At 71.8% G+C, this 13,661-nt stretch carries 11 protein-coding genes and 1 tRNA gene; 5 read left to right on the forward strand and 7 right to left on the reverse strand.

Annotated features, from left to right (window positions below):
* Positions 1 to 13 precede the first annotated feature (13 nt).
* Positions 14 to 4,672, forward strand: coding sequence for a GH92 family glycosyl hydrolase (locus tag AW16_RS17420; protein WP_051681556.1), 4,659 nt, complete (start codon positions 14 to 16; stop codon positions 4,670 to 4,672).
* 102 nt (positions 4,673 to 4,774) lie between these two features.
* Here the strand turns inward: AW16_RS17420 and AW16_RS0101495 are convergent, their stop codons facing one another.
* Both AW16_RS0101495 and AW16_RS0101500 read right to left on the reverse strand, forming a co-directional pair.
* Positions 4,775 to 5,776, reverse strand: coding sequence for a LacI family DNA-binding transcriptional regulator (locus AW16_RS0101495; RefSeq protein ID WP_029287544.1), 1,002 nt, complete (start codon positions 5,774 to 5,776; stop codon positions 4,775 to 4,777).
* A gap of 88 nt (positions 5,777 to 5,864) precedes the next feature.
* Positions 5,865 to 7,109 (reverse strand): MFS transporter, encoded by a 1,245-nt coding sequence (locus AW16_RS0101500; protein ID WP_029287546.1) that lies wholly within the window; start codon positions 7,107 to 7,109, stop codon positions 5,865 to 5,867.
* Between the two features lie 51 nt (positions 7,110 to 7,160).
* Here AW16_RS0101500 and AW16_RS0101505 point away from each other — a divergent pair, with 51 nt between their 5' ends.
* Entirely contained in the window at positions 7,161 to 8,024 is an 864-nt protein-coding gene (locus AW16_RS0101505) for a dihydrodipicolinate synthase family protein (RefSeq protein WP_029287548.1), read from the forward strand.
* Positions 8,025 to 8,031: 7 nt separating this feature from the next.
* Here the strand turns inward: AW16_RS0101505 and AW16_RS0101510 are convergent, their stop codons facing one another.
* On the reverse strand, positions 8,032 to 9,252 hold the full coding sequence (locus tag AW16_RS0101510) for an AI-2E family transporter (RefSeq protein WP_034647890.1): 1,221 nt from the start codon (positions 9,250 to 9,252) through the stop codon (positions 8,032 to 8,034).
* Between the two features lie 163 nt (positions 9,253 to 9,415).
* Here AW16_RS0101510 and AW16_RS0101515 point away from each other — a divergent pair.
* Positions 9,416 to 9,498, forward strand: a tRNA-Leu gene (locus tag AW16_RS0101515).
* 84 nt (positions 9,499 to 9,582) lie between these two features.
* Here AW16_RS0101515 and AW16_RS0101520 read toward each other — a convergent pair.
* The 3 genes from AW16_RS0101520 to AW16_RS0101535 all read right to left on the reverse strand — a co-directional run bounded on the left by AW16_RS0101520 (position 9,583) and on the right by AW16_RS0101535 (position 11,455).
* Complete coding sequence (locus AW16_RS0101520; RefSeq protein ID WP_029287552.1) at positions 9,583 to 9,954, reverse strand: hypothetical protein; 372 nt, start codon at positions 9,952 to 9,954, stop codon at positions 9,583 to 9,585.
* 243 nt (positions 9,955 to 10,197) lie between these two features.
* Entirely contained in the window at positions 10,198 to 11,028 is an 831-nt protein-coding gene (locus tag AW16_RS0101530; protein WP_029287554.1) for a class II glutamine amidotransferase, read from the reverse strand.
* A gap of 28 nt (positions 11,029 to 11,056) precedes the next feature.
* Positions 11,057 to 11,455: a PPOX class F420-dependent oxidoreductase gene (locus tag AW16_RS0101535; protein ID WP_029287557.1), complete on the reverse strand. Its 399-nt coding sequence runs from the start codon at positions 11,453 to 11,455 to the stop codon at positions 11,057 to 11,059.
* Positions 11,456 to 11,541: 86 nt separating this feature from the next.
* Between AW16_RS0101535 and AW16_RS0101540 the strand changes: the two genes are divergently transcribed.
* Both AW16_RS0101540 and AW16_RS0101545 read left to right on the forward strand, forming a co-directional pair.
* Positions 11,542 to 11,913: a nuclear transport factor 2 family protein gene (locus AW16_RS0101540; protein ID WP_029287559.1), complete on the forward strand. Its 372-nt coding sequence runs from the start codon at positions 11,542 to 11,544 to the stop codon at positions 11,911 to 11,913.
* A gap of 79 nt (positions 11,914 to 11,992) precedes the next feature.
* Positions 11,993 to 12,829, forward strand: a complete 837-nt coding sequence (locus tag AW16_RS0101545) for an aldo/keto reductase (RefSeq protein ID WP_029287561.1) — start codon at positions 11,993 to 11,995, stop codon at positions 12,827 to 12,829.
* A gap of 52 nt (positions 12,830 to 12,881) precedes the next feature.
* Here the strand turns inward: AW16_RS0101545 and AW16_RS0101550 are convergent, their stop codons facing one another.
* Positions 12,882 to 13,541 (reverse strand): maleylpyruvate isomerase N-terminal domain-containing protein, encoded by a 660-nt coding sequence (locus AW16_RS0101550; RefSeq protein ID WP_029287563.1) that lies wholly within the window; start codon positions 13,539 to 13,541, stop codon positions 12,882 to 12,884.
* Positions 13,542 to 13,661 lie beyond the last annotated feature (120 nt).

The following is a 13,661-nucleotide window of genomic DNA, read 5'->3' on the forward strand; positions in this document are numbered from 1 at the left end:
CGAGAGGCGATCGATGACGCTCGCGAGAAGCAGGCTCGCTCGATGGACCACGTGGGTCGCGGGAGCCGCCGTCGCGGCGACGCCCGTGCTCGCCGCGGTCCCCGCGCACGCCGCAGGGACCACCTGGGTCGCCGACCCGGCGAGCTATGTGAGCACGCTCGCCGGCACGGGCAGCGGCGGCGCTGTCGTCGGCTCCATCAACAACTTCCCCGGCCCGTCGGCACCGTTCGGCATGGTCCAGTTCTCCCCCGACAACCCGGGGACCGGCCAGGGCTACTACTACGACAACTCGACCCTGCGCGGCTTCGGGCTCAACCACGCCTCGCAGGGCTGCGGCGCGTTCGGCGACTTCCCCGTCCTGCCGACGACCGTGAGCACCGCGACCGCCGACAAGCCGTGGGCGAGCACCAACTCGTACACGCACACCGGCGAGGTCGGCCGGCCCGGCTACTACAAGCTGGTCTCGACCGACGGCGCGGGCAAGCAGATCACGTCCGAGCTGACCGCGACGACACGCACCGGCGTCGCGACGTTCACGTTCCCCTCGGGCGTCACGCCCGAGGTCTTCGTGCGTCCGGGGGCCTCGAACACGAGCCCCACGGCGGCCACCCTGAAGTACGACCCCGCCACCGGCGTGCTCACCGGTTCGACGACCACCGGTCGCTTCTGCGGGAAGAACAACACGTACACCGCGTACTTCGCGATGAAGTTCGACCAGCCCGTGACCGGCAACGGCACGTGGGACGAGTCGACGACGACCGCCGGCAGCACGAGCGTCGACAACAAGAAGGCCGGCGGCTACGTCTCCTTCGCGGCCGGGACGACCACGGTCCGCGCCGCCATCGCGCTGTCGTACACCGGCACCGCGGGCGCCCTCGCGAACCTCGCGGCCGAGGTCCCCACCCTGGGCGCCTCCACGTTCTCGGACGTGCGGGACGCGACCTATGCGGACTGGAACGAACGCCTCGCGAAGATCCAGGTCAGCGACACGGCGAGCACGGCCGACGTCAAGACCTTCTACCACACGCTGTACCGCTCGCTGCTGCACCCGAACGCGTTCGACGACGCCGACGGCACCTACCTCGGGTTCGAGACGACGCCGCAGCTGCACCACCTCAGCGAGCACCCCGGCCAGGAGCGGCAGTACGCGCAGTTCTCCGACTGGGACACGTACCGCACGCTCGCCCCGCTGCAGGCGATCCTGTTCCCCGACGAGGCGTCCGACATGGCGCAGTCGCTCGTGAACGACGCCGAGCAGAGTGGCTCCTACCCCCGCTGGGCGTTCGCGAACGCGTCGACCAACCAGATGTCGGGTGACAACGCGACTGCACTCATCGCGCAGACCTACGCGTTCGGCGCACGCGACTTCGACGTCGACACCGCGCTCGAGTACATGGTCAAGGGCGCCGTGGGCGACGAGGCCGGCACCTACACCGGCGGCACCAACTCGAAGGCGATCCAGCGCCCCGCAGCGAAGGTGTACAACGACCGCGGGTTCGCACCGCAGATCGCGGAGTACCAGACGGACCACGCGGTGACGGGCGCCTCGATCACGCAGGAGTTCTCGATCGACGACTTCACGATCGCGCAGCTCGCGTCGGCACTCGGCAAGGACGACGTGGCGACCCGGTTCACGCCGCGCGCGCAGTACTGGCAGAACCTGTTCAACCCGACCACGGGATTCGTGTCGCCACGTGACGTCAACGGCAAGTTCCCCGCGGGTGACGGCAACGTCACGCCGACGGACTTCGGGTACCGGGGCACCGTCACGGGCTACGGCCAGGTCGGCTTCGACGAGGGCATGGCCGAGCAGTACCTGTGGCTCGAGCCGCAGAACATGCAGGGCCTGATCACGGCTCTCGGCGGCCGCGAGGCCACCGCCGACCGGCTCGACGCGTTCATGACCAACGGCCTCAACGTCGGCGCGAACAAGCCGTACATGAACGCCGGCAACGAGCCGAACTTCCAGACCCCGTGGGTGTACGACTACCTCGGGCAGCCGTGGCGCACGAGCGAGGTCGTGGACCAGATCCGCACCACGCTGTTCGGGTCCGACCCGCACGGCGCCGAACCGGGCAACGACGACCTCGGCGCGCAGGCGAGCTGGTACGTGTGGGCGGCCATCGGTCTGTTCCCGACCACACCGGGCAGCGACCTGCTGACGGTCAACACGCCCGCGTTCGACGCGGTGCGCGTCCATGCGGGCGACGGCGGCACGATCGACGTGACCGCCCCCGGCGCGACGACGAAGCGCTACACCGCCGACCTCGCGGTCGACGGCACGTCGCAGACCGCGACCTACGTCGAGGGCCTCGTCGACGGCGCGGACCACACCGTGGCGTTCACGACGGCCGACGAGCCGAGCGACACCTGGGGCACCGGTACGCACGACGCTCCCCCGTCGTTCGACGAGGGCGGCGCGGCCGTCGCCGTCGCCACCACGCCTGCATGGCCGACGGCTCTCGTGGGTGGCTCGACGGCCCTCACGCTCGACGTGCAGCGGTTCGACCAGGCCGTCACGCAGGCGGACGTGCAGGTCACGAGCACCCGGCACGGCCTGGACGTGACCTCGCCCGGCACCGTCTCGCTCGACGACCAGGGGCACGCCACCGTGTCGCTGGCCGTGGACGTCGCCGACGACGCGGCCGAGGGTGCCTACCCCGTCAAGGTGAGCGTCACCGCGGGCGGTCAGGTCCGCACCGAGGAGACCTCCGTGAAGGTCGCCGCGAAGGGGTCGCTGGCCTCGTTCGCGACGGTCGTCGGGACCGCCTCGCAGGCCCGTCAGGACGGCGCGAAGCTGGACAACGAGGGCAACAGCTACCGCCGCGACCTGCTCGCGGAGCACGGACTGACCCCCGGGGCCACGTTCACCATCCCGGGTGACGCCTTCGCGGGCATCACCGCCGTGTGGCCCGACACCGCCGAGGGCAGCCCAGACGCGGTGGTCCCGAGCGGCCAGACGGTCCGGCTCGCCGCCTCGGCGCGCAAGATCACGTTCGTCGGCGCGGCGCGCAACGGACCGGCCTCTGCCAAGGCCGCCGTGACGTTCGACGACGGCAGCCACGCGCTCACCGACCTCACGCTGAGCGACTGGGTCCTCCCGTCGTCGGGCGTGGACAACACGGTCGTGGCCGCGATGGACGAGCGTAACGCCCGCAACAGCGGCGACCGCACGGCGTACGTCTTCGCGACGACCCCGTACACGGCGCCGGAGGGCCGCCGCATCGTCTCCGTGACGCTGCCGAGCTCCGCCAAGGAGCGCGTGTTCGCGATCGGCACCGACACCAGCGGCGCTCCCGCGGTCCAGGTCGCCAGCCCGACGGTCACCGCCGGCACGGCACTGACGGTCACCGGCTCCGGCTTCCTGCCGGGCGACGGCGTCCGGGTCGAGGTCGGCACGGCCGCCGCGACGGCGACCGCCGCCTCGGACGGCACGTTCACGACGAAGGTCGTGACGCCGGTCCGGGCGTCGGGCACCACCGACGTCACCGCGACCGGCGACAACGGGCTGACCGCGTCGACGACCGTCCAGGTCACCGGCGTGAGCACCTCGATCACCGCACCCGGGCACGCGCAGCCGCGTTCGGCTGTCGCGTTCACGGGCGCCGGCTTCCAGGCCGGCGAGCACGTCGCCGTCACGCTCTCGGGCGCGTCGGTGACCGTCACCGCGGCCGCCGACGGCACGGCGACCGGCACGATCGCGGTGCCCGCCGCTGCGGGCGTGTACGAGCTCAAGGCGACGGGTGAGAGCTCGCACGCGTCGGCTCACGTCGAGGTGACCGTGGACCCCGCGGCCGACCCGGCGATCGCGGCGCCGAGCCGCTCCTCGCTCGGCGCGACCGTCACCGTCGCGGGTTCGTCGTTCGCTCCCTCGAGCGACGTGCGGATCTCGCTGGCCAACGGCTCGACGCTGGTCACCGCACGCACCGACGCGAAGGGTGCGTTCACCGCGAAGCTCGTCGTCCCGGTGCGGGCCGACCTCGTCGGACGCGTCCAGCTGTGGGCACAGGGCACCGCCACGGACGGCACGTCGGTCCGCCTCACGCGGCCGATCACGTTCGACAAGGCGGTCGTCACGCTCGGCAAGCCGGCGCTCTCGCGGACCTCGAGCGTGTACGGCGCCTCGACCCGCGCGGTGCTGTCCGTGCCCGTCACGGGCGCCACGTCGGGCAAGGTGACGTTCCGCAGCGGCTCGAAGGTGCTCGGCACCGCGAGCGTGGGCCGCTCGGGCTCGTCGTACCGGGCGTCGCTCACGCTGCCCACGTCGCTCGCCGTCGGCTCCTACACCGACTTCTCGGCGTCCATCGCGACGACGGCCACCACGGCGGCCGCCTCGTCCGCGACGCTGGTCAAGGTGCTCAAGGTGTCCAAGGCGGCGCCGAGCTCGGTGAAGGTGTCGGGCAAGGCCTTCAAGAAGTCGTCCAAGCCGAAGGTCTCGGTCACGGTCGGCAAGCTCACCAACGGCTCGTACGCGGTGGGCAAGGTGAAGGTCTACGTCAACGGCAAGGCCGTCAAGACGGCGAGCCTGAAGTCGTCGGCCCACGGCAAGGTCAGCGTCACCCTGCCCAAGGCGTCCAAGACGATCAAGGTCAAGGCGACGTTCGTCCCGAGCGACACCAAGAACGTGTCCTCGAAGTCGTCCAAGACCGTCAAGGTCTCCGTCAAGAAGTGACCTGAGCACGACGAAGGGGCGCTCCCGTCCGGGGGCGCCCCTTCGTCCTGCCTGCTGTCGTGGACCGCGTCGCGTGGCCCGTGCGTGGTGCGACGGCACCGCTCAGGAGGGCGGGCGCTCCCCCGAGCCGCGCGGGACGATCCGGGTCGCGAGCACGACGCGCTGCGTGCTCGTGCGTGCGCCGTGCTGGTCGAGGAGCCGCCGGGCGGCGATGCGCCCCATCTCCGCGGGGTCGTGCGCCACGGTCGTCACGCCGAGGACGTCGGACAGGTCGAACTCGTCGAAGCCGACGAGCGCCGTCTGCGGTCGCCGGGCCGCGATGGCCCGCACGGCACCGACCGCGATGCGGTTGTTCCCCGCGAGCACTGCCGTGACGGGCTCGGGCTGCGAGAGCAGGTCCACCACCGCGTCGTAGCCCGACGCGACGTCGTGCGAACCCACGCGGACGACCGGCTCGCACGCCGCCTGCGCGAGCGCGTCCGTGTACCCGCGGCGCCGCTCGCGGTGCGTGCTGAGCCGCTCGTAGTCGCCGACGAAGGCGATCCGCCGGTGCCCCACCGCGATGAGGTGCTGGGTGGCGGCGAGCGCACCGCCGTAGTTGTCGAGCACGATCGAGTCGGCCTCCACACCCACGGGCGGTCGGTCGACGAACACGACGTTCGTGCCGCGCGCGAGCAGCGGCGCGATGTTCTCGTGCGACGGGCAGGTCGAGGCGATCACGAGCCCGCGCACGCGCCGGTCGGCGAACTCCGAGACGAGCTCGCGCTCGACGTCCGGGTCCTCGTCCGAGCTGGCGATCGTCAGGTGGGCGCCCGCGGCCCGCAGCTCCTGCTCCACACCCTTCGCGAGCGCCGAGTAGAACGGGTTGGCCAGGTCGCCCATGACCATGCCGACCATCGGCGTCGCGATGCCCCGCTTGAGCATGCTGGCCTGCGGGTTCATGCGGAAGTCCAGGGCTGTCGCCGCGGCGAGCACACGGTCGCGCGTCGCCGCCGCGACGTGCCGCTCGCCGTTGAGGGCGCGGGACGCCGTCTTGAGACTCACCCCGGCCCGTTCCGCGACGTGCGACAGCGTCACGCTGCCGGTCTCCTCGGCGTCGATCATCCGTGTGGCACCTTCCCGCTGGTCAGGGCGATCGTAGCGAGCGTCGGGCCCGCACAGGCTCGATTCCGCGCATCGGTCGCACGGCGCGTCAGCTCGTCGGCCCTGGGCCGGCGTCGGTGTGCGCGACGTGCCGCAGCTGCCGCCAGATGAGCACGACGAACAGGGCAGAGCCCACGAACGCGAACCAGAACGGCGCCGTCACGCCCCAGTGCCGCGCGAGCGCACCGCCGATCGTCGACCCGATCACCAGTCCTCCGTAGACGCCGACCAGGTTCACGGCCCCGACGCGCCCCTGCAGCGCCGTCGGCACCGCGCGCTGCCGGATGGTGATCGACGTGGTCCCCCACACGAACGCGTGCGCGCCGAACACGAAGAAGATGACGAGCGCGACCCACGGCGTCGTGGTGAGGGCGAGCGCGAGGTGCGTGAGCGTCTCGATGACCAGGCCGATGCGCATGAGGTCCGCGAGGCTCACGCGGCGTGTGATCCAGCCGTAGGACACGGTGCCGACGAGACCGCCGAGCGCGCTCAGCGTCGTCAGCAGGCCGAAGCCGACCGCCCCCAGGCCGAGCCGCTGCGACGCGTACAGCACGAGCACCGACCACGCCGCGCCGAACGTGATGTTGAACGTGAAGATCGTCACGACGAGCGTGCGCACGGCCGCGTGGTGCCGCACCCAGCGGAACCCCTCGGCGATGTCGTGCCGCACGTGGGTCGACGGCGCAGGGCCACGGTCCACCGGCGGGAGCACCACGCGCGTGACCAGGAGCGCCCCCAGCGCCACCGTGATGGCCTGCACCCCGAACGGCAGGACGTGCGCGGCCGCGAAGAGCGCCGCGCCGATCGGAGGACCCGCGAGCTGGTTCAACGTGATGAAGCCGGTCTGGAGCCGTGAGTTGCCGGTCGCGAGGTCGTCGCGGTGCACGAGCATCGGCAGCAGCGTCGCCGACGCGTTGTCCGCGAACACCTCGGCGGTGCCGACGACGAACAGCGTCGCGAGCACGAGCCCGATCGACACGTGACCGCTCCACACCGTCGCCGCGAGCGCGGTGAGCACCACGGTGCGGAACAGGTCGACGCGCACGACGATCGCGCGGCGGTCGAGCCGGTCGGTGATCGCGCCGGCCAGCGGGGCGAACAGCAGGGGTGGCAGCCACTGCAGGGTGGCGGCGAGCGCGACGAGGAACGGGTCCTGCGTGAGCGAGGCGACCAGCAACGGGCCCGCTGCGATCGAGATCCCGTCCCCGAGGTTGCTGGTCCAGCTCGAGGCCATGAGCCAGCGGAAGGCGGTGCCGAGCCGCGCGGGGGCGACGGTCTCGACGAGGCGGCTCACGGGGGTCAGATCGTAGCCGCCGCGCGGCCGGGCCCACGCTAGCCTGCGCGCATGGTCGGTCCCCTCGTCGCCTATCTGCCCACGCCCCGCGCCGAGGACGGACGCGTGCTCACGGACGCGCTCGCGGTGCTCGTCGAGCGCGCTGTCGCGGCCGGTGCCGACGCGGTCGCGGTCCTCGGCTCCGCGGGCGGGTTCGCCTACCTGGACCGTGCGCAACGCGCGTCGGTGGTCTCGGCCGCTGCCGGCGCGGTCTCGGGCCGGGTGCCACTGCTGGCAGGCATCGGAGCGCTGACGACGAGCGCGGCGCAGGAGCACGCGCGCGACGCCGGCGCCGCGGGTGCCGACGGGCTGCTGCTGGGCACCCCGACGTACCTCCCCCTCACGACGGACGAGGTCGTCGGTCTGTATCGCGACGTCGCCGCGCACGCCCCCGCACCGCTGTGGGCGTACCACAACCCCCGCACGACGAGCGTCGAGCTGTCCGTCGACGACGTGCGCCGCATCGCGACGCTCCCCGGGATCGCAGGCGTCAAGGACCGCGGCGTCGATGCCGACGACGTGCGCACCCGCGTCGCGGCGTACGCCGACCTCGACGTCGAGGTGGGCATCAGCGGCGACCTGCTGGGTGTCGAAGGGCTGCTGGCCGGAGCCAGGGCGTGGCACTGCGGGCTCGCGGGGCTGCTCCCTGAGCTGTACGTCCCGGTCGCCCGTGCGGCGGCCGGGGGCGACGAGGCAGCGGTGCGCGCCGCGACGTCGTCGCTCGCACCGTGGGCCGAGCTCTCGTCGACGTGGGGCGTCGCGCGCCTGGCCGTCGTGCTCGGCCCGCTGCTCGGGCTCGACCTCGGCACCGTGCCGCGCCCGCTGCTCGCGCCGCCCGATCACGTGCGCGAGCGGGTCGTAGCGCTGCTCGGCTGACTCCCGCCTACTGCGGTGCGTCCTCGCGCGCCTCGTCGTCGTCCTCGACGGGCTTGTTGTCCTCGATCGCCTCGTCGACCGTCATCGGCGGGTCGACCGTGCGCAGGCGCGAGAAGATCGCCCAGAACACGGCGACGAGCGGGACCGCGATGACCGCGCCGAGGATGCCCGCGGTGAGCGTGCCCGCAGTCACGGACAACGCGATGACGACGGGGTGGATCGAGACCTGCCGCCCCATGACGAGCGGCTGCAGGATGTGCCCCTCGAACTGCCCGATCCCCGCGATGCCGAGGCCGACGAACAGCGCCGTGATCGGACCGTTCGCAGCGAGCGCGACGATCATCGCGACGACCATCGCGGTGGGCGCCCCGACGAGCGGGATGAACGCACCGACGAACACGAGCACCGCGAGCGGTGCCGACAGAGGCACCCGCAGGAGCGCGAGCAGGATGAACGCGAGGGCCGCGTCGGTGAGCGCGATGATCACGGTGCCGCGCGTGTACCCGGAGAACGTGTACCAGCCGGCGCCGCCGGCGATCTTCCACGTCTCGCGCGCCCGCGCCGGCAGCTGGTTGAGGAACCAGGTCCACATGTCCTGGCCCCGTGCGAGGAAGAACACCGTGCAGAAGATGGCGAGCGCGAGTGCGGTGAACACCTCGACGACCGAGCCCGCCCGGCTGGCGGCCTGACCCGCGAGCTCGCCCGCGTGCTGCTGCAGCCACGTCTGCGCCTGGTCGATCCAGTGCGCGATCTGCTCGCTCGTGATGGTGAACGGCAGCTTGCCGCTCTCCAGGAAGTCGGTGATCTGCTTGATGCCGGTGCTGAACTTGTCCTGCAGGTCCGACCACTGGTTCGCGATCGAGTACCCGACGTACAGCAGCAGCCCGGCGAAGAACAGGATCCCGGACAGCAGCGCGAGCGCGGTCGCGAGCGCCCGGGGCATCACCTTCGAGAACCAGTCCACGAGCGGGCGCAGCACGGCCGTGAACACGCATGCCAGGAACAGCGCGACGAACAGCAGCACCACGTGCCACACCGCGTAGAACACGAGCGCGATCGCGAGCACGACGATGATGAGCCGCCACGACACCCCGGCGAGCGACTGCAGCCACCGCGGCGCCGTCTCGTCGCGACCGACGACACCCGGGTTGCGGCGCCCACCGGCCACCTTCCTCGCCGCAGGGCTGACGTACGCCGGTGCGCTGCGGTCGTTCGGGGCGTCGGTCATCGGGGCCTTTCGTCGCGTCGTGCCGGCGTTCTCGCAGGTGCGGCCCGTCGTCGGGCCCGTCCACGTCAGTGTGCACCGCCGGACCGATGCGTGCCTGCGCGCCGCACCGTGCTATCTTTCATGCCGCACCTGAGGGGATCCACGGATCTCCTGCGGTCCACCTGTCCGGGTGGCGGAATGGCAGACGCGCTAGCTTGAGGTGCTAGTGCCCGAAAGGGCGTGGGGGTTCAAGTCCCCCTCCGGACACTCGTTGAGACAGCGACGACGAAGGCCCCCGATCCCGCCGATCGGGGGCCTTCGTCGTTGATCTGGCACCTTCGGTCGAGCAGGTCAGCGGCGTAGCCAGCGGCGGGCCTTCGCCCACACGGGTGCGCCGTCGCGGTCGCGGGCGGCGGCCAGGACGTAGCCAGGTGCCTCCCGGGTACCGGCGGTCGACAGGAACCCGAGCCCGTGCGCGGAACGCCAACGGTTGAGAACCCACGTCACCAGGTAGCGCTGCAGCACGTCGTGGTCCTCGGTGAGCAGGTCGAAGCCGTTCGAGGCGCCCCGCTCCACCGCTTCGACGCTCAGGGTCCCCTCGACGTCCGTGACGACCTTGCGGACGTCGCTCGTGCTGATCGTGAAGCCACCCTCGTGCTCGCCCACCCGCAGCCCGCCGTCGCGCACCAGCTCGGCGACGCGGGGGTCCAGGAGCGCCGTCACCGCAGCACGCCCTTCTGCCTCAGGTGCCACGCGCGCCCACCGCGCCCGCGGCCGCGTCGAACGCCGGGACGTGGGCGGAGCGGGACCGGAAGTCGCGGAGCAGCGCTCGCAGGTCATCGACGCGGTGCTGCGCCCGCGGCACGGCATCCGTCGCGAGCGCGCCCTCCCCCGCCGTCTGCTGCCTCGCCCGGTGCGATCCGGCGACAAGATGCCCGAGGCGTCGAGGGTCCGGGCCGCCCTGCGTCAGGCCGCCGGGGTGAAGGGCATCGTCTCCTGGGTCCCGCCGCCGATCACCAGGCACGAGCCCTCCGGCACCTCGAGCCAGGCGCCCCGCAGGTCCCCGAGGGGCTCCGAGACGACGACGCGCGAGTCGTCGTGCAGGCCGTGCAGCACCGGGTTGTCCGGGTACTGGTGGCGCAGCACCGCGACGTCCTGGTTGTGGAAGAGCGTGCGCGAGCGCCCCTCCGACGAGTACCGGAACGCCCAGACGCGCTCCCCGTCGGTCACGGCGATCGTCCCCTGGAACGGGTACGCGACCCCACGACGCGTGGCGACCTGCTCGACGAGGCCGATCGCGCGGGCCACGGCCGTCGGCGGGTCGTCGCTCAGCCCGAAGGTGAGCGCGAGGTGGAACAGCGTCTCGGAGTCGGTGCTGCCCTCGATCGTCGGGAACAGCTCCGGCGCGACCGCGAGCTGCAGGTCACGCTTGAGCTCTCCGAACCTCTGCACGAGCCCGTTGTGCATGAACAGCCAGCGGTCGTGACGGAACGGGTGGCAGTTGGTCTGCTGGACCGCCGAACCGCTGGTCGCGCGCACGTGCGCGAGCACGGTCCCCGAGCGGACGTGCTGCGCGATCTCCCGCAGGTTGCGGTCGCTCCATGCCGGCTCGATGCTGCGGAAGAGGCCGGGCTCCGACGCGTGCTCGTCGTACCAGCCGACGCCGAAGCCGTCGCCGTTGGTCGGCTCGGCACCCATCCGGCTGTGCAGGCTCTGCATCACGAGCGAGTTCGCGGGCTTGTAGAGCAGGTCAGCGAGCATCACCGGCGATCCCTTGTACGCGATCCAGCGGCACATGCCGGGAGCCTCCCTACGACCGCCCGCGTCAGTGGTCGGGCGTGATCCTCACGATGATCCGCTCACGTTGCTTGCGGCTCATCTTCTCGACGAGCGTGAGGACGCGGTACTCGAGCCCGTACTTGGAACGCATGAGCCGCGCCGTCGTCGCATGGGCCTGCTCGTCGTCCCGCAGCTCGGCCGTGCCGGTGAGGACCGGGGCATGGTCGGCGACCTTGCCCGTACGGCTCGACGGTCGCAGCTCGACGCGCTGGTCGTTGCGCAGGCGCTTCACCTTTCCGCTCCCCGCGGGCGTCGTCACGAGAAGCGCCTCGCCGTCGCGCACGACCCACACGGTCGTCGCGACACCGACGCCGGTCCTGCGGAAGGTGGTCAGGGAGACGAAGTCCTCGTCGGCCGCTTCGCCCGTGCTCAGAGAGGTCGCCATGGCGCACCGTAGGCACATGCCGGCGGCGGGCGCGCGTCGGCCGTCGCGCCCAGGTCCGATCGTGCGGTCTGCAGCAGACTGCATGCATGGCCACGACGGACGCGATGACATGGGTCGCCGGGTACGAGCAAGCCTGGCGCTCGCAGGACACGGCGCGGCTCGACGAGCTGTTCACGCCGGACGCCCGCTACCTGCGCTCGCCGTACGACGCGGGGCTGCACGGCATCGAGGCGATCGCGGCCTTCTGGGACGACGACACGACCTTCGCGATGGACGCCGAGCTTGTCATCGCCGACGACCGTACAGCCGTGGTGCGCGTCGAGGTCCGGTACACCGGCGCCGAGCCCCAGGAGTACCGCGACCTGTGGGTCCTGCGGTTCGCCGACGACGGCCGGGTACGGCACTTCGAGGAGTGGGCCTACTGGCCGGGCCTGCACTGGTCGGTGCAAGGGCGCTGACCCGCCCGACCAGGATGCGACCGTGGCGTCGCCGCCACAGACTGGGTGCGAACCCCTGAACCTGTGGATCGGAGCGGTCGTGCCTGTTGTCCCCACCGTCACCCTCAACAACGGCGTCGAGATCCCCCAGCTCGGCTTCGGCGTCTTCCAGATCCCGCCGGAGCAGACAAAGGCAGCCGTCCTCGACGCGTTCGACGTCGGCTACCGCCACATCGACACGGCGCAGATGTACCGCAACGAGCACGGCGTGGGCGAGGCGCTGGCCGAGTCGGGCCTCGCCCGCGACGACGTGTTCGTCACGAGCAAGCTCAACAACTCGAACCTCACGCGCGACGACGCCCTCGCGTCCTTCGACAGGACGCTCGACGCGCTCGGGTCGGACCACGTCGACCTGTTCCTCATCCACTGGCCGCTGCTCACCGTGACCGACGTCGTCGCGCGCTGGCACGTCATGGAGGAGATCTACGCGTCGGGTCGCGCTCGCGCGATCGGAGTCTCCAACTTCCAGCCGCACCACTTGCGCCGCCTGCACGCCGAGTCGACCGTGACACCGGCCGTGAACCAGGTGGAGGTGCACCCGTACCTGCGCCAGGACGACGTGCGGACCTTCGACGCCGAGCACGGCATCGCGACCGAGGCGTGGTCGCCCATCGCGCAGGGCAAGGTGCTCGACGACCCGGTCCTGGTGCGAATCGCCGAGCAGGCGGGTCGCACCACGGCGCAGGTGACCCTGCGCTGGCACCTTCAGCGCGGGGACATCGTGTTCCCCAAGTCCGTCACGCGGGCGCGCGTAGAGGAGAACTTCGCGCTGTTCGACTTCGAGCTCTCCGACACCGACATGGCCGACATCGACGGGCTCGACCGGGGTGAGCGGACCGGGCCTGACCCCGACACGTTCGACTACGTGCCGGGCTGAGCGGGGCGCCGTCCGCGCCGGCACGGACAGCGTGTCGTGGGAGCTCACCGCATCAGCCGAACGCGGAGACGCTGCCCGTCGCTCGCTCCGTCCTCGCCAGTGCGCGGAGCACCTCGGGAGCACCGTGGCGGTGCCCGGCGACCACGGCGAGCGTCGCGAGCACCGGGTCCGCCGCCGCGTCGTCGAAGCCAGGGGTCGGCACACCGACGCTGGCTGCGAGGTCGTCGGCGTGGACGACGATCTCGAGGAGCCGGCACGCGAGGAAGTCCTCCGTCGCGAGCACGCAGTCCTGCCACGGGACGTAGGTGGTCGGTCCGGCAGCACTCAGCACCGCCGGCAGACGGCGGCGGGCATCGGCGAGGATCGCGACGGAGTGCCTCTGACCACCCGCGGCCATCGCGACGAAGTCGTCACGGATCGACGTGTTCTCCGGTGCGTCGACCGGAGCCATGAGCCAGTCGCTCCGCGCGTAGCACTCCGCGAGCGAGACGTGGTCGGCGTGCGCGGGCACCTCGAGCGGGAGGAACTCCAGCGCCGTCTCCGCCTGGCTCACGAGGTGGCGGGTCAGCCCGCCGACGGTCATCCCGCGCAGGGCGGACCCGTCGTCCCACGCCCCGGCGACCTCGGGCGACGCCACGAGGCCGGCGATCGCGTCGAGCGCGCCGAGCAGCACCGTCCCGTCCAGGTTGCCGCGGAACGTCAACCCGCTCACCGTCGCGCTCCTGTGCCGGCGGGCCTGAGAAGCACGGTCACGATCATCGGGTCTCTCCTGGGGTCACGTGTGCTGGCTGCCTGGATGTCCCGATCACACCACAACCCACCGACACGCGCG

The organism is Cellulomonas sp. HZM, assembly GCF_000708885.1.
Taxonomy (GTDB): Bacteria; Actinomycetota; Actinomycetes; order Actinomycetales; family Cellulomonadaceae; genus Cellulomonas.

Excerpts from the sequence above, each read along its gene's own strand:
- AW16_RS17420 (WP_051681556.1), top strand. The coding sequence starts at position 14 with ATGACGCTCGCGAGAAGCAGGCTCGCTCGATGGACCACGTGGGTCGCG.
- AW16_RS0101495 (WP_029287544.1), bottom strand. The coding sequence starts at position 5,776 with ATGATCGACGCCGAGGAGACCGGCAGCGTGACGCTGTCGCACGTCGCG.
- AW16_RS0101505 (WP_029287548.1), top strand. The coding sequence starts at position 7,161 with ATGGTCGGTCCCCTCGTCGCCTATCTGCCCACGCCCCGCGCCGAGGAC.
- AW16_RS0101510 (WP_034647890.1), bottom strand. The coding sequence starts at position 9,252 with ATGACCGACGCCCCGAACGACCGCAGCGCACCGGCGTACGTCAGCCCT.
- AW16_RS0101530 (WP_029287554.1), bottom strand. The coding sequence starts at position 11,028 with ATGTGCCGCTGGATCGCGTACAAGGGATCGCCGGTGATGCTCGCTGAC.
- AW16_RS0101535 (WP_029287557.1), bottom strand. The coding sequence starts at position 11,455 with ATGGCGACCTCTCTGAGCACGGGCGAAGCGGCCGACGAGGACTTCGTC.
- AW16_RS0101540 (WP_029287559.1), top strand. The coding sequence starts at position 11,542 with ATGGCCACGACGGACGCGATGACATGGGTCGCCGGGTACGAGCAAGCC.